At 68.6% G+C, this 15293-nt stretch carries 17 protein-coding genes; 8 read left to right on the top strand and 9 right to left on the bottom strand.

What is annotated here, in order from left to right; translation table 11 throughout:
- Positions 1-355: 355 nt before the first annotated feature.
- Positions 356-958: a cadmium resistance transporter gene (locus tag MLY01S_RS10405; protein WP_067191811.1), complete on the bottom strand. Its 603-nt coding sequence runs from the start codon at positions 956-958 to the stop codon at positions 356-358.
- On the bottom strand, positions 955-1314 hold the full coding sequence (gene cmtR, locus MLY01S_RS12210; protein ID WP_006590980.1) for a Cd(II)/Pb(II)-sensing metalloregulatory transcriptional regulator CmtR: 360 nt from the start codon (positions 1312-1314) through the stop codon (positions 955-957). The genes MLY01S_RS10405 and cmtR (MLY01S_RS12210) overlap by 4 nt, the downstream gene beginning before the upstream one ends.
- A 246-nt stretch (positions 1315-1560) precedes the next feature.
- Here cmtR (MLY01S_RS12210) and MLY01S_RS10410 point away from each other — a divergent pair, with 246 nt between their 5' ends.
- From MLY01S_RS10410 to MLY01S_RS10425, 4 genes are all read left to right on the top strand, one after another.
- The gene (locus MLY01S_RS10410; protein ID WP_135103377.1) at positions 1561-3228 is read left to right on the top strand and encodes a TnsB C-terminal domain-containing protein; all 1668 of its coding nucleotides are present in this window, start codon (positions 1561-1563) and stop codon (positions 3226-3228) included.
- A complete protein-coding gene (locus MLY01S_RS10415) occupies positions 3222-4139 on the top strand; it encodes a TniB family NTP-binding protein (RefSeq protein ID WP_049147597.1) in 918 nt (305 codons plus the stop codon). The genes MLY01S_RS10410 and MLY01S_RS10415 overlap by 7 nt, the downstream gene beginning before the upstream one ends.
- A complete protein-coding gene (locus MLY01S_RS10420) occupies positions 4136-5128 on the top strand; it encodes a TniQ family protein (RefSeq protein ID WP_082740115.1) in 993 nt (330 codons plus the stop codon). The genes MLY01S_RS10415 and MLY01S_RS10420 overlap by 4 nt, the downstream gene beginning before the upstream one ends.
- Before the next feature lie 298 nt (positions 5129-5426).
- Positions 5427-6044, top strand: coding sequence for a recombinase family protein (locus MLY01S_RS10425; protein ID WP_036313821.1), 618 nt, complete (start codon positions 5427-5429; stop codon positions 6042-6044).
- Between the two features lie 205 nt (positions 6045-6249).
- Here the strand turns inward: MLY01S_RS10425 and MLY01S_RS10430 are convergent, their stop codons facing one another.
- From MLY01S_RS10430 to MLY01S_RS10450, 5 genes are all read right to left on the bottom strand, one after another.
- Positions 6250-7158, bottom strand: coding sequence for a cation diffusion facilitator family transporter (locus tag MLY01S_RS10430; protein ID WP_036313825.1), 909 nt, complete (start codon positions 7156-7158; stop codon positions 6250-6252).
- Between the two features lie 30 nt (positions 7159-7188).
- Positions 7189-7566: an ArsR/SmtB family transcription factor gene (locus tag MLY01S_RS10435; protein ID WP_067191815.1), complete on the bottom strand. Its 378-nt coding sequence runs from the start codon at positions 7564-7566 to the stop codon at positions 7189-7191.
- A 54-nt stretch (positions 7567-7620) separates the two neighbouring features.
- Positions 7621-8280: a vitamin K epoxide reductase family protein gene (locus MLY01S_RS10440; RefSeq protein WP_036313831.1), complete on the bottom strand. Its 660-nt coding sequence runs from the start codon at positions 8278-8280 to the stop codon at positions 7621-7623.
- 61 nt (positions 8281-8341) lie between these two features.
- Complete coding sequence (locus tag MLY01S_RS10445) at positions 8342-9082, bottom strand: DsbA family protein (RefSeq protein ID WP_067191817.1); 741 nt, start codon at positions 9080-9082, stop codon at positions 8342-8344.
- A gap of 42 nt (positions 9083-9124) precedes the next feature.
- Positions 9125-9874 carry a cytochrome c biogenesis CcdA family protein gene (locus MLY01S_RS10450; protein ID WP_036313837.1) on the bottom strand — a complete coding sequence of 250 codons (750 nt, stop codon included), beginning with the start codon at positions 9872-9874 and terminating at the stop codon, positions 9125-9127.
- A gap of 152 nt (positions 9875-10026) precedes the next feature.
- Here MLY01S_RS10450 and cmtR (MLY01S_RS10455) point away from each other — a divergent pair, with 152 nt between their 5' ends.
- From cmtR (MLY01S_RS10455) to MLY01S_RS12495, 4 genes are all read left to right on the top strand, one after another.
- Positions 10027-10389 carry a Cd(II)/Pb(II)-sensing metalloregulatory transcriptional regulator CmtR gene (gene cmtR / locus MLY01S_RS10455; protein ID WP_060775722.1) on the top strand — a complete coding sequence of 121 codons (363 nt, stop codon included), beginning with the start codon at positions 10027-10029 and terminating at the stop codon, positions 10387-10389.
- Positions 10386-12341 carry a heavy metal translocating P-type ATPase gene (locus tag MLY01S_RS10460; RefSeq protein ID WP_170721174.1) on the top strand — a complete coding sequence of 652 codons (1956 nt, stop codon included), beginning with the start codon at positions 10386-10388 and terminating at the stop codon, positions 12339-12341. The genes cmtR (MLY01S_RS10455) and MLY01S_RS10460 overlap by 4 nt, the downstream gene beginning before the upstream one ends.
- Before the next feature lie 180 nt (positions 12342-12521).
- Complete coding sequence (locus MLY01S_RS10465; RefSeq protein ID WP_227718746.1) at positions 12522-12995, top strand: signal peptidase II; 474 nt, start codon at positions 12522-12524, stop codon at positions 12993-12995.
- 791 nt (positions 12996-13786) lie between these two features.
- On the top strand, positions 13787-13936 hold the full coding sequence (locus MLY01S_RS12495) for a hypothetical protein (protein ID WP_157531293.1): 150 nt from the start codon (positions 13787-13789) through the stop codon (positions 13934-13936).
- A 167-nt stretch (positions 13937-14103) separates the two neighbouring features.
- On the opposite strand, the gene MLY01S_RS10475 is transcribed toward MLY01S_RS12495, so the two are convergent.
- Both MLY01S_RS10475 and MLY01S_RS12690 read right to left on the bottom strand, forming a co-directional pair.
- The gene (locus tag MLY01S_RS10475; RefSeq protein ID WP_067191820.1) at positions 14104-14577 is read right to left on the bottom strand and encodes an HIT family protein; all 474 of its coding nucleotides are present in this window, start codon (positions 14575-14577) and stop codon (positions 14104-14106) included.
- On the bottom strand, positions 14574-15293 hold a 720-nt coding region (locus tag MLY01S_RS12690), incomplete at its 5' end, for a macro domain-containing protein (protein ID WP_067191822.1). The genes MLY01S_RS12690 and MLY01S_RS10475, both read right to left, overlap by 4 nt.

Genomic DNA, 15293 nt, shown 5'->3' on the forward strand with positions numbered 1-15293 from the left:
TCTAGGCGCCCGGCGGGGTGTACTTAGGTCAAGGGTAGGCGGTAGGTCGGACTTAGACACCGACCGGCGTCAGGAGAAGAGTCGGCATGGGGTACTGCTCGAGTGGTACCCCCAGGCCGCCTGGTACGGGTAGGGGGGGGCGGAGCTGCACGCAGAAGCATCTGGCCAGCGTTCACCCGGGTATACCCCTTTACACGCCCTGCCCTGTGGCTTCGTTCGCTTGGTGGCGGGGTTTTTGCAGCGCTCCGTGGCGGTCTTGTTGCCGCGATCATGCAGGACTGGCTGCAGGTAGGTGTCGCGGTCTGAACCGAGAGGGGTGCGCCCGGTCGGGGCCGTTTGGATCGCTGCCGCTACGTCAGAGTCCGAAGGCTCCGCCGCTGACGAGGATCACGATGCCGAGGCCGATGAGAACGATGGGGAAGAGGATGTGCTCCCAGCGTTCGAGCACTTCGGCGATCGGGGGGCGGGTGGCGACGAACTTTGCCAGGGCCACCAGGACCGCGACGAGCGCGAGGAAGACGATGCAGTAGGCGACTACTGCGAGAGGTTCCACGCTGAGGAAGACAGGGGTGTAGACGCCGATGTTGTCGCCGCCGTTGGCAAGGGTGACGCCTGCGACTGTCCACACGCCGACCTTCTTGCCGGCAACCTTGGCCTCGTCGTCATCGTCGTCATCGTCTCCGCGCCAGGCCTGCCATGCGGCCCGGAGGCCGAGGCCTAGAGGGATGAGACCGAAGTACGGGATGGCTGCCGAGGGCAGGAATGCTCCGGCGCCGATGGTCACCAGGACCGCGGCACCGAGGATGCCGGCGAATCCGAGGTACTGGCCGGCCAGAATGCGGGCGGTAGTGCCGCGCTGGCCTGCCCCTCGCGCGAAGAAGAGGGAGAGCACGATGATGTCGTCGATGTTGGTCGCTGCGAACAGGCCCATCGCCTGCAAGACCGAGGTGAGGTTCATGCGCCCTCCCCAGCTGCGTCGCATCCGGGAAGCGAGCAGGCGGGATCGATGCACGGGGCGTCTTCGTCCACTGCCAGGGTGGCATCGACCAGTGCCGTCAGCGCCTGCGCCAGGTGCGAATCGGCGATCTCATATCGTGTCCGACGACCCTCGGGCTCGGAGACGACGATCCCGCAATCGCGCAGGCATGCCAGGTGGTTGGACACGTTCGGGCGTGTCAGGTCCAGATCTCGGGCCAGTTCCGCCGGGTAAGCGGGATGGTCGAGCAGGGTCAAGATGATCCGGGATCGAGTGGGGTCGGCCAGTGCCCGACCCAGGCGGTTCATCACGTCGAGACGCGAAGCAATAGTCAGCATGGACTGAACTATACAGCACTAACTGAACACTCGGTCACAGGCGTCAGCCCAGATCGCCTGCCCGTAAGGGGATCCTTCACCGTACGTCGAGCGAGCTCAGTCCTTGTCATTTTCAGAAGTCGACTGCGCTCTCGGGCCCGTCCTCTCGGGGGTGGTGTCGTCGACTCCCGAGCCCTGGTCGTTCAGTAGTCCTGTGCACTAGCGTCGCATCTGCTCAGTAGTCCTGTTCTCTATGAGGAGGCGGGCGTGGACGGCGACCAGGATGAGATGGCTGGACCGGGCGTGCTTGCGGTGCCCGAGCGTGAGTGGGAGCAGGCCCGGTTGCGGGCCGGGGTGATCGGTCGCCTGGCCGAGCACGATCCAGTGGGACTGGCTGCCGTCGACGAAGCCGCGATGGAGCTGGGGATCTCCCGGCGCCGGGTGTACGTGCTGCTGGAGCGGTACCGGCGGGGCTCGGGCCTGGTCACTGATCTTGTCCCCCGGCGATCGGATGGTGGCAAGGGTGGGGGCCGGCTGACGGAGCCAGTGGAGCAGATCATCCGTGAGCTGGTGCGCCAGCGGTACTTGACCCGGCAGAAGCGCAGCATTGCCTCCCTGCATCGGGAGATCACGCGGGCCTGCGCCGTGCAGGGGCTGCCGGCTCCGGCACGGAACACGGTGGCCGCGCGGATCGCTCGGATGAATCCGGTCGAGGTGGGCCGGCGGCGCGAGGGGGCCGAGAGCGTCCGGCCGTTGCAATCGGCCGGGGACGAGGTTCCGGTAGTCGAGTCGATCCTGGACCAGGTGCAGATCGATCACACGGTCATGGATCTGATCGTGGTCGATGACCGTGACCGTCAGCCGATCGGACGGCCGTATCTGACGGTGGCCATCGACGTGTGCAGTCGGTGTCTGGTTGGAATGGTGGTGACCTTGGAGCCGCCCTCGGCGGTGTCGGTGGGGTTGTGCCTGGCCCATGCGGCCGGTGACAAGCGGCCCTGGCTGGAGCGGCTCGGAATCGACGCGGCCTGGCCGATGAGTGGCAAGCCGAAGGCCCTGTATGTGGACAATGCTCGGGAGTTCAAGAGCGAAGCGCTCACCCGCGGGTGCGACCAGCACGGTATCAGCCTCGACTACCGCCCGCTGGGCCGGCCGCATTACGGCGGGATCGTCGAGCGGGTCATCGGCACGGCCATGCGACAGATCCACGAGCTGCCGGGGACCACGTTTTCGAACCCAGTCGAGCGTGGAGCGTACGACGCCGAGAAGATGGCCGCACTGACGATTGCCGAGTTGGAGCGGTGGCTGGTGTTGGCTGTGGCGACCTACCACGGCACGGTGCACTCCACGCTGGGCCAGACCCCGGCCGGACGGTGGGTCGAGTCGGTCGCAGCGACCAGTACCCCGATGACGACGGCCAACCCGACGGCGTTCTTAGTGGACTTTCTGCCCGTGTTCCGCCGCAAGCTCACGCGCACCGGGTTTGTTCTGGACCATGTCCACTATTTCGCCAATGCGCTCAAGCCGTGGATCGCACGCCGCGAGGCCCTGGAGCGGTTCCTCATCCGGCGGGATCCGCGCGATATCAGCCGCATCTGGGTGCTGGACCCCGAGGACACCGCGTACATCGAGGTCCCGTATCGGGCGTTGTCGAACCCGGCGGTCAGCGTGTGGGAGCACCGGCAGGCTCTGGCCCGGCTGCGCGAGCGTGGGGCCACCGAAGTCGACGAGTCGGGCCTGTTCCGGATGATCGAGCAGATGCGCACCATCTCCGAGACCGCCCAGAAGACCACCAAGCGCACCCGCCGCGAGAGGCAACGCCGCACCCAGACCGGGACGACCACTACGAGGCAGACGCCCCCGGTGCCGGAACCACCGGTCGTACCAACGGACTTGGATGTGGTGGCCCGGTTCGGGGAGATCGAGCAATGGTGAATGCCAACGAGTACGAGCCGCTGGAGCTGTCCCACTTGCACCCGGCCGCGCAGCCGGTGGCGCGATTGCCGGCGGCCGAGCGGGTCCAGCGGATCCGCGCGGACCGCTGGATCGGCTACCCGAAGGCGGTCGAGGCCGTCGAGCGTCTGGAGACCATGCTCGGCTGGCCGGCGAAGCAGCGCATGCCCAACCTGCTACTGGTGGGCCCGACAAACAACGGCAAGTCGATGATCATCGAGCGCTTCCGCCGGCAGCACCCGCCCAGCTCCGAACCGGACCGGGAGCAGGTCCCGGTGGTGTGCGTGCAGATGCCCTCGGAACCATCACCCTTGCGGTTCTACACCGCGATCCTGTCCGTCCTGGGCGCACCCCTGCGGCCCCGGCCTCGTCTGGTGGAGCTCGAACGCCTCGCCTTGTCCCTGCTGCGCGAGGTCGGGGCGCGGATGCTGGTCGTTGATGAGCTGCACAACGTGCTGGCCGGTCGCGGGGACACCCGTCGGGAGTTCCTGAACCTACTGCGGTTTCTGGGCAACGAACTGCGCATCCCGCTGGTCGGGGTCGGCACCCGCGAGGCCTACCTGGCGGTGCGCTCCGATGACCAGTTGGAGAACCGCTTCGAACCCTTCGTGCTCCCGCTCTGGGAGGCCGACGACCAGGCGAGATCCCTGCTGGCCAGCTTCGCCGCCTCCTTCCCCCTTCGGAAACCATCGGTGATCGACACCGAGGACATGGCCCGCTACCTGCTGGCCCGCAGCGAGGGCACCATCGGGGAGCTGGCCCACCTGCTGACCGCGGCCGCGGTGGCCGCCGTCGAGTCCGGCCTCGAGGCCATCGACCACCGGACCCTGACGATGGCTAACTACACCGGGCCGACCGAACGCCGCCGGGTCTTCGAACGCGAGCTGCTGTGAGCACTCGGTGGCCGGTGCACCCGGCCCCGGTCACCGGTGAGGCACTCACCTCCTGGCTGCGCCGGATAGCCCACCGCTACGGGGCCGAGGTCGAGGACCTCGTTCTCGATACCGGGTTCTGCATCTCCCGCCCCGGGGACCTGGACGTGGCCGCCCCGGAGGAATTCATCAACCAGCTAGCCGGCCGCACCAGAACCGGAACCGACACCATACGGGCCATGACTCTCGGCGGGCAGACCCCCTGGCTGCTGGACCAACTCGAGCCAGCGGCGGAGGCCTACACCACCTATACCCGCCAGCTGGCGGTACTGCTGCCCCGGGGAAGGAGACGCGACCGTACCGTGGAGGACTGGCGGGCCTGGTTGCCCACGGATGCCGGCTGGCAACACCGGGCCTGTCCGCGCTGCACCATGGAATCCACCCCTCCCTGCCCCTACCAACTGGCGTGGCTGGTGCCCCTATTGCTCTCCTGCCCCGTCCACCACTGCCGACTCGAACGCCACAACGGCCCGGTGGGCTACCACGACTTCTGGCACGTCTCGCCGGGTAGGCCCGAGCCGCGACCGGTCGGGGCGGCGATCCGGAGCATGGACCAGCGGACCTGGCAGGCCCTGACCACAGGATCCGTCGCCCTTCCCCGACACCGGGTGCACGCAGGCCTCTGGTTCCGACTACTCAGGACGCTGCTCGACGAGCTCGGCGCGACCATCATCGAATGCGGCGCACCCGGCCGGCTGACACGACAGGTGTGGGACCGCACCGGCCACCCGGTCCGCGCCGGACAGGGCCCGTGGCGCCCCTACGAGGAACTCTCCGATCAGCGCCAACTCCAGTCCCTGGAAGCCGCCGCCACCGCGATACACCTGCTCGAAACCCGGGCCATGACCTGCCCCGGACGCGAAGCCGAGGTGTTCCTGCCCCAACCGGACATTTCCCGCGACCCCGGCAGCACCGAACAAACCACGGACCCCACCGCCATCCGTTGGTAGGAGATCAAAAAGAACTTTCAGGCCGTCGTCGAGGAAGCCCGGACCACCCCCGAGACCGCCCGCCAACTCTTCAACTTCTGCACGATGTACCGCCGCGACAACGACGAAGTGATCCAAGGCGTCCGGAGCAATTTCACCGAGCTCGGCATCCCTTCGGACTACCTGTCACCATAGCTGCGCCGTGACCGTCTGCGAGACGTAGAATAAATGACCGGTTACGTGACAATATTTCTCAACACTTCGCTCTGCGGGCCTCGTGTCACATAAACGATCGAATAAATGACAGGGGTGGTGGGCGGTGCTCGTGGGGTACATGCGGGTGTCTAAGGCTGACGGCTCCCAGGCCACCGACCTGCAACGCGACGCCCTGCTCGAAGCCGGCGTGGAACCGGAGGCTCTGTACGAGGACAAGGCCTCCGGCAAGAGCGATGACCGTCCCCATCTGGCCGCGTGCCTGAAAGCGCTGCGGGCCGGGGATACCCTGCTGGTGTGGAAGCTGGACCGACTCGGCCGGGACCTGCGCCACCTGGTCAACATCGTGCACGAGCTCACCGAGCGGGGCGTGGGCCTGAAGGTGCTCACCGGCCAGGGGGCGGCGATTGACACCACGACCGCCTCCGGCAAGCTGGTGTTCGGGATCTTCGCCGCCCTGGCCGAGTTCGAACGCGAGCTGATCTCCGAACGCACCAAGGCCGGCCTGGCCTCGGCCCGGGCCCGAGGCCGCAAGGGCGGCCGGCCCTACAAGATGACCCCGGCCAAGATCCGCCTGGCGATGGCCTCGATGGGGAACAAGGACACCAACGTCGGTGCCCTGTGTAAGGAACTGGGCATCACCCGCCAGACCCTCTACCGCCACGTCTCACCCACGGGGGAACTGCGCGAAGCCGGACAGAAGGTGCTGGCCCAACGCCGATGACCACCGCGGGCTGCGGAGCTGTGTGCCGCCGATGGTGACCCACCCGGGGGCGTGTCGTATGACGTGCCGTCGCGGGACGGACCACCGGACGGGTCATGCGGGATGTCCCTAGTGGCGTGCCACTGTTCATCCATGTCGGCTGCGGGTGTGTCCGGTGGGGGGTTCCTCCTGCGGACGCGTCTATTGCTCAACCAGCCCCACTGGGTCAGTGGTGGGTGGGGTGTTCGTGGTGGGCGTGGGCGGCGGGTTCGAGTTGGAAGGTGGAGTGGTCGATCGCCACGTCGAAGTGCTCGGCGACGCAGTGTTGGAGCTGGTCCAGGATCTGGGGGGCGTGCCCGTCGTGGAAGCAGTGGTCCTCGACGACGACGTGGGCGCTGAGCACGGGGACCCCGGTGGCGATCTGGGAGGCGTGCAGGTCGTGCACGGACACCACGTGCGGCACCGCTTCAAGGTGGTCCCGAACCTCGGCGAGGTCCAGGTCCCGGGGGGTGGATTCGAGCAGGATGTGCGCGGCCTCGGCCAGGATCTTCAGGGTGCGGGGCACAATCAACACGGCGATGAGCATCCCGGCCACGGCGTCGGCCTGCGCCCAGCCGGTGGTGGCGATGACCAGGGCGCTGGCGATCACGGCCACCGAGCCCAGCGCATCGTTGAGGACCTCCAGGAACGCGGCGCGCATGTTCAGGTTGGCCCCGCGGCCGGAGCCGAGGACGGCCAGCGAGGCGAGGTTACCGGCCAAGCCGAGGATCCCGAACAGCAGCAGAGGGCCGGAGGCTACCTCGGGCGGGGCAAACAGTCGCTGCAGGCCCTCGATGAAGGCGTAGAGACCCACGGCCAGCAGGATGGCGGCCTGGGCCAGGGCGGCCAACACCTCGGCGCGCAGGAACCCCCAGGTGCGCCGGGCCGTGGGCGGCCGAGCCATCAGGGTGGAGGCCAGCAGGGCCATCAGCAACCCGCCAGCGTCGGTGAGCATGTGCGCCGCGTCCACCAGTAGGGCCAGGCTGCCGGTGATCAGCGCCCCGGCCACCTCGGCCAGCAGCACCGCCGTGGTGATGGCGAAAGCGACCGCCAGCCGCCAGCGGTGCGCCGGCGAGGCGTGGTGGTGTGCACCCATTAACTGTGTCCTCCTTCTCCGGGACCGGGCTCAGGCCGCGGCGGGGCCGTCGGGGCCCGGGGTGCCGGAGTGTGGGCAGAGCTCGACCGCGTGCCCGGTGACCGTCAGCAGCCGCTCGGCGGCGGCCAGCACCTGAAGCAGCTCGGGCTCGGCGGCCAGGGCGTACAGCGAGGCCCGGCCCGCCGGCCGGGAGGCCACCAACCCGCAGCCGGCCAGGCAGGCCAGGTGCGCACTGACCGTGGACTGGGCCAACCCGAGGTGCTCGGTCAGCTCGCGCACTTTGTGCTCCCCGGTGGCCAGGTGCCGCAGGATCGCCAACCGGGTGGGGTCGGAGAACCCGTGGAACAGCGCCGCCGCCGGGCCCAGGCCCGCCGCCGGGGACACCCCCGGCTCCTTAATCATCGTCATACGACGATGATAGCGCCTTCAGTCGATAATGGCGAGGTCGCGCCCCAGGACCGGTCAGAAGCCGGTGAAGGCGGGGAGGAACTGGACGAAGACCGAGCCGGCGACGGCGACGTAGGCGACGGCGATGAGGGTCCCGGCCCAGCCGGTGGCGAACCGGACCACCCCCGGCGGGGCGGGGATCACGCCGTGGGCGAGGTTGCGGGCGGTGAGCAGGAGGAACAGGGGGATCATGGCCGCCCAGACGATCATGCAGTACAGGCAGAGGATGTAGATCTCGTACAGGGCCTGGAACCACAGCCAGGCCACGAACCCTATCCCGAGGGTGACCCCGGCCTGCAGCCCGAGCCAGTACCCGCGGCCGGGCCGGGCCCCGGAGAGCACGACCATCGCGGTGGAGATCACCACGGCGAAGGCGACGATGCCGATCAGCGGGTTGGGGAAGCCGAACAGCTCGGACTGCCAGGTGCCCATGACCCGTCCGCAGGACACCCAGGGGTTGATGTCACAGCTGGTGGTGTGGCCGGGGTTCTCGTAGAGGGCGAGGCGTTCGAGGACCAGGGTCGCCGAGGCGATCCAGCCGACGGCGCCGGTGACGAGCAGCACCAGGCCGAAGGCCCGGCGCCCGGTGAACCACGCCGGGGCCGGCGCCGGGCCGGCTGCCGATACTGGGGAGGCGGCGCTCGGGGCGGTGGGCTCGGTGAGCCGGTCGGTCATGGGAAGTCCTTTGCTCTCGGTCCTCTGCTCTGGCCCGGGTGGCCGCGGATGGTCCGGGCGGTCAGTCCTGGGTGGCGGCCTCGACGGCGGCGGTGAACTCTTCCAGGCTGTTCACGGTGAGCGGCTCACCGTCGAGGTAGAAGGTCGGGGTCCCGGCCATGCCCAGGGCGGTGCCGTCGGCCACGTCCAGCTCGACCCGGTCCCGGGTGGCCGGGTCGGCCACCGCGGCATCGTAGGCGGCCATGTCCAGGCCCAACTCTTCGGCGTAGGCCCGGAAGACCGGGCTGCGGTCCTCCGTGGTGTGGCTCCACTCGGTCTGGGTCTCGAACATCTTCTGGTACATCGACTCGTAGGCGCCCTGCTGGGCAGCGGCCTCCACGGCGATGGCCGCGGTGACCGAGTTCGGGTGGCCCGGCAGCGGGAAGTACCGGTGCACGAAGGTCACGGTGTCCGCATACTCGGCGCGCAGGTCCTCCACGAAGGGGTAAGCCGCCGCGCAGGCCTCGCACTCGAAGTCCAGGAACTCCACCAGCACGGCCTTCTCATTGGGGGCCTGCGAGAGCACCCGGCTATTCTCCCGCACCAACTGACCGGCAGACCCAGTCGACTGCCCGGTGGACTGGGCGGTGGACTGGTTGGGGTCCTGCTGCTGGGCGGTGGCGGTCCCGCGGGCCACAAGGTAACCGATGAGGGCGGCGGCCACGACCAGGCCCAGCAGCACCCAGACCACGATCTTGGCCCGGCGCTGCCGGGACGGGGTGGGAGAAGACGGGGTGGAAGCGGTGGGGTCAGGGGAAGTCACGAGCGGTCCAATCCGTGAGGTGGGGGGCGTGTGCGGGCGGGGTTAGACGGGGGTGGTGAAGGTGCCGGCCAGGTTCTGCAGCTGGTAGATCCACAGGGTCCAGATCCCGGTGACCATCAGCACCCCGACGAGCACCAGCAGTACCCCGCCGATGATGTTGAAGGCGCGGATGTGGCGGCGGACGAAGCCCAGCGTTCGGGTGACCCAGTCCAGGCCCATCGCCACCAGCACGAAGGGGATGCCCAGGCCCAGACAGTAGAGGAAGCCCAGCAGGGCCCCGCGCCAGGGGTCCCCGGTGGTGGTGCTCAACGCCAGCACGGCGCTGAGGGTCGGGCCCATACACGGGGTCCAGCCCAGGCCGAAGACCACCCCGAGCAGCGGGGCCCCGGCGATCCCGGTCCTGGGCTGGAAGGACATCCGCCGGGTGTTCTGCAGGAACGGCAGCCAGCCGATGAGCACCAGGCCCATCAGGATCACGAACACCCCCAAGGCCCGGATCAGCGCGTCCTGCCACTGCAACAGCCACCCGCCGATCACCCCGAAGGCGGCCCCGTAGAGGGTGAACACCGCGGCGAAGCCCATAATGAACAGTCCCACCCCGGTCATCACCCGGCGCCGGTTGTCCGCCCGGCGCGGGTCGGCCAGCCCGGAGACATACCCCAGGTATCCGGGCACCAGCGGCAAGATGCACGGGGAGAGGAAGGACACCAGCCCGGCGACCACGGCCAGCGGCATCGCCACCAGCAGTGCCCCGGACTGGACCATCTCGGCGAAGAACCCACCCAGGCTCATGGCCGTCCTCCTCGGCCCCGGCAGCGGCGATGCGGGAAGGTGGGGCAGCAACGGGCAGTCACGGAGGGTCCTCACTGATTCAATCGATCGGGGTCGCCCGGCCCGGGCGAAACCGCGCAAGAGACTACAGCACAGGCTGTATAGTTCACCACATGCTGACGATTGCGACACGGTTGGACGTGATGAACCGACTGGGCCGGGCGATGGCCGACCCCACCCGATCCCGGATCCTGCTGTCCCTGCTGGAGGGCCCCGGGTATCCGGCCGAGCTGGCCCAGGCTCTGGGGCTGAGCCGGTCGAACGTGTCGAACCACCTGGCCTGCCTGCGGGACTGCGGGATCGTGGCCGTCGAGCACCAGGGCCGCCGCACCCGGTACGCGATCGTCGATGCGCACCTGGCCCGGGCGCTGAGCAGTCTGCTCGAGGTGACCCTCGCGGTGGATGCCTCCGCGCCCTGCCTGGACCCGGGCTGCCCGGTACCCGGGTGCTGCGACACGGCGGAGGTGGCCTCGTGAGCGCCGCCTGCGGCTGCGAGGCCCCGACCCCCACTCCCGGTGCACCCGAGGAGCACGAGGAGCACCGGCCGTGGTGGCGCGATGCAGCCATCCTGCTCCCGGCGCTCTCCGGGCTGGCGTTCCTCACCGGGCTGGTCCTGGAATGGTCCGGGGCCGGTCTCGTGGCCACGGTGGTGTTCTGGGTCGGGCTGGTGCTGGGCGCCTGGACCTTCGTGCCCGGGGCGCTGCGCGGATTGTTCACCCGGGGCCGGCTCGGGATCGGACTGCTGATGACGATCAGCGCCATCGGCGCGGTGATCCTGGGCTACATCGAGGAGGCCGCCGCCCTGGCGTTCCTGTACTCCATCGCCGAGGCCCTGGAAGACAAGGCCATGGACCGGGCCCGGGCGGGCCTGCGCGCCCTGCTGAAACTGGTGCCCGAGACCGCGACCATCCGGGCCGGCGGGGCCACGGTGGAGGTCGAGGCCAAGGACCTGCGACCCGGGCAGGTGCTCGTGGTCCGGCCCGGGGAACGGGTCGCCACCGACGGGATCGTGCGTACCGGGCGCAGTTCCCTGGACACCTCGGCGATCACCGGCGAGTCCATCCCGGTCGAGGTCGGCCCGGGAGACACCGTCTCGGCCGGGTCGATCAATACCGCCGGGGCCCTGGAGATTGACGCCACCGCCGCCGGCACCGACAACTCCCTGACCACCATCGTGCACCTGGTCGAACAGGCCCAGGCCGAGAAGGGGGACCGGGCCCGGCTGGCCGACCGGATCGCGAAGCCCCTGGTGCCCGGGGTGCTCATCCTGGCCGTGCTCGTCGCGGCCCTCGGGTCCCTGCTCGGGGACCCGGAACTGTGGATCACCCGCGCCCTGGTGGTGTTGGTGGCCGCCTCGCCCTGCGCGCTGGCCATCGCGGTGCCGGTCACCGTGGTCTCGGCGATCGGCGCGGCCAGCCGGTTCGGGGTGGTCATCAAATCCGGGGCCGCCTTCGAGCGCCTCGGCGGGATCCGCCACCTGGCGGTGGACAAGACCGGGACCCTGACCCGCAACCAGCCCACCGTCACCGCCGTGCTCGCCGCCCCCGGCATCACCGAGGACCAAGTGCTGGGCTGGGCCGCGGCACTGGAACAGCACAGCACCCACCCGTTGGCCGCGGCCATCACCGCCGCCACCCCGGACACGCCCGCGGCCGAGGGCGTCACCGAGACCGCCGGGCACGGGATCACCGGCCGCCTGGACGGGGCTACCGTCACCGTCGGCAGCCCCCGCTGGCTGGCCCCCGGCCCCCTGGCGGCCCAGGTCCAGGGGCTGGAGGACCAGGGCATGACCGTGGTCATCATCCACCGCGACGGGGCGGTCGCCGGGGCCATCGGGGTCCGTGACGAACTGCGCCCTGAGGTCCCCACCGTCGTGACCACCCTGACCGGCCAGGGCATCGACCTGACCATGCTCACCGGGGACAACGCCCGCACCGCCCGGGCGATCGCCGACCAGGCCGGCATCGACGACGTGCGCGCCGAGTTGCGCCCCGAGGACAAGGCCACCGCCGTCCACCAGTTGACCGGCACCCGGCCCACCGCGATGATCGGTGACGGCATCAACGACTCTCCCGCCCTGGCCGCCGCCGAGGTCGGCATCGCCATGGGCGCCACCGGCTCGGACGCAGCCATCGAATCCGCCGATGTCGCCTTCACCGGCCACGACCTGCGCCTGATCCCCCAAGCTCTGGCCCACGCCCGCCGCGGCCGGGCCATCATCAATCAGAACATCATTCTCTCGCTGCTGATCATCGCCGTGCTGCTGCCGCTGGCCATCACCGGCGTCCTCGGCCTGGCCGCCGTGGTCCTGGTCCACGAGGTCGCCGAGGTCATCGTCATCGGCAACGGCCTGCGCGCCGCCACCACCCGACGCACCGCCCTGGAACCCCTCACCGACCGGCAAGCCCAACCCGCCACCACGGGATGAGCTCCTACCGTGCCTGCGGGACAGAGACGCCCAGGCCCGGTGAGACCCGACCTGTCCGGTCCATCCGGTACCTGCCGGCGATTTCACAGGTCGCGCCGGGGTCAGCAGATCCACTGAGGCGCCGGGAAACGGGCGCATCGCGAAAGGACACGAATGAACCACCGGCGCAGGTACCCCCTGGTGCTCTTGACCATTGCGATCGGGGCCGGCGTAGTGGTCCTGGACCAGGTGACCAAGTGGTGGGCGGAGAACAGCCTGTCCACGGGCGAGCGAGTCCCGCTCCTGGGTGAGCTGCTCGGGCTCCAGCTGGCCTACAACCCCGGGGCGGCCTTCTCGTTCGGGGCCAACTCGACCTGGATCTTCACCATCATCTCGGCGGTGGCGGTCGCCGCGGCGATCTGGTTCACCCTCCGGGTCCGTACCGTGTCCTGGGCGATCGTGATCGGGTGTCTCGGCGGCGCGGTGACTTCCCACCTGGGTGACCGGCTCCTGCGCCCACCGTCATTCGGGCAAGGCCACGTGGTGGACTTCCTCGCCTACGGGAACTGGTTCATCGGCAACATCGCGGACATCTTCATTGTCGGCGGGGCGCTGGCCGCGGTCCTCCTGACCGCCACGGTGCCCGACCGGGGCACCGTCGACGCCGCGCGATAACCACTACTAGGACTCCCCTCCGCGGCCCGCTGCAGTCGGTCCCCCCTAGGGAGTCAACCTGCCGGCGCCGTACGAGACCACACGGTGATCTTGGCGGGGTGGGGCGGTGCGTCCAATCGGGTATACCCCTTACACACCCTGCCCGTCCACGAGGCCATCACGTCAGAGGCGGTCCCAAATCGGGCTGTTGGACAGAAATGTCGGAGGGTCAAAGACGTGGTTGGACAGACGGTGGCCTACGTGCGGGTGAGCTCGACGGAGTAGAACCTGGACCGCCAGCTCGAGCCTCCCGAAGTAGGATGACCACTGAATGGACCGACCGTGACGGCTTGGCCCCCAGGGAGCCGGGTTATCCACACGTCGTTCGCGAGGACCTCTTCGACACGCTCATTGGCTTTTCCCAACCGAGGTATGTCCGGATGAGCTCCGCGATGAGGTTCACGACCAGCTCGAACAGCTCGAACAGCTCGAACAGCTGGAGTTCATCCCGCAGCAGAAGCGGTCCATCGGCGACACTCCATTCCCACTTGATGGCCCCAAACGCGCTCAGGCGACCCGTCTGGCCCGCCAGTACCGGCGGGCCGAGATCGAATGGCAGGGGCTCACCTCGATCTGCCAGCAACCCGACTCTCATGCCTCCTACGAGGCCACCCTCTCGACTCGGGCCGACAGCGCGCGAATTTCCCAGGACGAGTTCCATCGCGCTGCATCCCGTCTCCAGGAAAGCGGCCACATCACCGCCATGAGGACATGGGAACGAGACCTGCTGCGTCCCAAACTCACCGCGCGCGGTGAGTACCTGGGTCTACTTCCACGTCTCGGACACCGGCCTGGACGCCCGGCAGGTCTGCAAACATGCCCTCGATTGCGCTCACGTCGCCCCCACCCCCGGCCGCCCCTTCGCCTCAGCAACTGACAACACCCACGTGCGCCTCTTCTAAGCAGCCTCCCGAGGGGAGCTGAGAGAGAAGGGACCGAAGGGGCCGGCCGGCTCGCCGCACTTCTTGATGGGCTCCGTGGCAAACGCAAACCGGCCTGAGCGTGCCGGAGGATTATCCCGTGGAGCTCGCCGGACGCGTCTGCGGTGTACCGGAACTCGAGCGGGTCCTCAGGAGGCCGGGGAGCAGGGCCCGTTCGGGGGTGCTGCTGCCAGGATTTGCTCGGCAATGTGGCCGGTTTGTTCCACGGTAAGTTCGGGGACGTCGTCGAAGTCTGTGCCTCCATCGGGGAGGGTGCCAGCGATGTGGAAGTGGAGGTGCGGGATGGCTTGGTGTGCTGTTGTCCCGTTGTTCTGCCAGACCGCGATTCCTGGGCGCTCGAATGCGGCGTCGATTGCTGAGGCCGCCCATGCGAGAGTGTCCATCATCGCGTGACGTTCGTGGGACTCGGACTCCAACAAGGTCGGGTAGTGCCGCACGGGGAGGATGAGCAGGTGCCCGATACCCCGTTGTTCTCTCGTGACAAGCACCGCCACCAGATCGTTGCGACAGAGGATAGTGAAGGGGCGTGCCCCGCTGAGGTAGTCGCAGAACGCGCAAGGCTCCTGCTCGGGAATGTCGAGACTGCTGTCGGCGTAGTTCATCCAGCGACCAGGGAGCGGAGGAACGCTTGGAACTCGGTGCGGTCGATCTTCCCGATCTCGTTGGGATGCACGACGATGCGGAGCTCTTTGGAGAATCGCCCGCGTCGGGTGCGGAGCAGGAACGAGAACGCGATCAGCCGGACGGCGACCTCGGCGGTGAGCTCGGGGATGCGGGACTGTCCTTGGCCGAGCAGTGGGACACAGATGGGTTCCCCGTTGCCGGTGCGGTCGGCGGCATCCCAGACGCTGTCGAGGCTGTTCAGGATGCCCCTTATGGTGCCCTTGGCCCGGTTGTGCTCGTCCATGTCGGTGTAGGCGACGCAATAGTAGTGCGTGGTGCCCTGGCCGGGAAGCACGGCGACGGTGCCGATCGGGTAGACCTCTTGCTTACCGGGCTTCGTGATAGTACCTACGGTCCTGACTTCTGTAAGGGCTGTTGTGAGCGCGGCATCGAGCTGCCGCTGCGATCCGCCATAGATCATCTGAAGCAGGTTCCCCTGAACGCTGCTGCTGTCGATGATCCCCGGCTCGGTGTCGAACGTCGTCGTCATCCCGATCAGAGCTGACGCGTTTTGCGCGAACAAATCTCCTTCGACTAGCCGGATCGTGACGTTTTCAGATGGGAACTGCTGCTCAGGGTCCTTCTCTCGCAGCGAGCACACTGCCCATATGGCCGCGAGAGGGACGGCGCCGCCCAGAATCCACCACCGGTCTTT

Origin of the sequence: Micrococcus lylae NBRC 15355 (assembly GCF_001570885.1) — a bacterium.
In the GTDB taxonomy this organism is placed as follows: Bacteria; Actinomycetota; Actinomycetes; order Actinomycetales; family Micrococcaceae; genus Micrococcus; species Micrococcus lylae.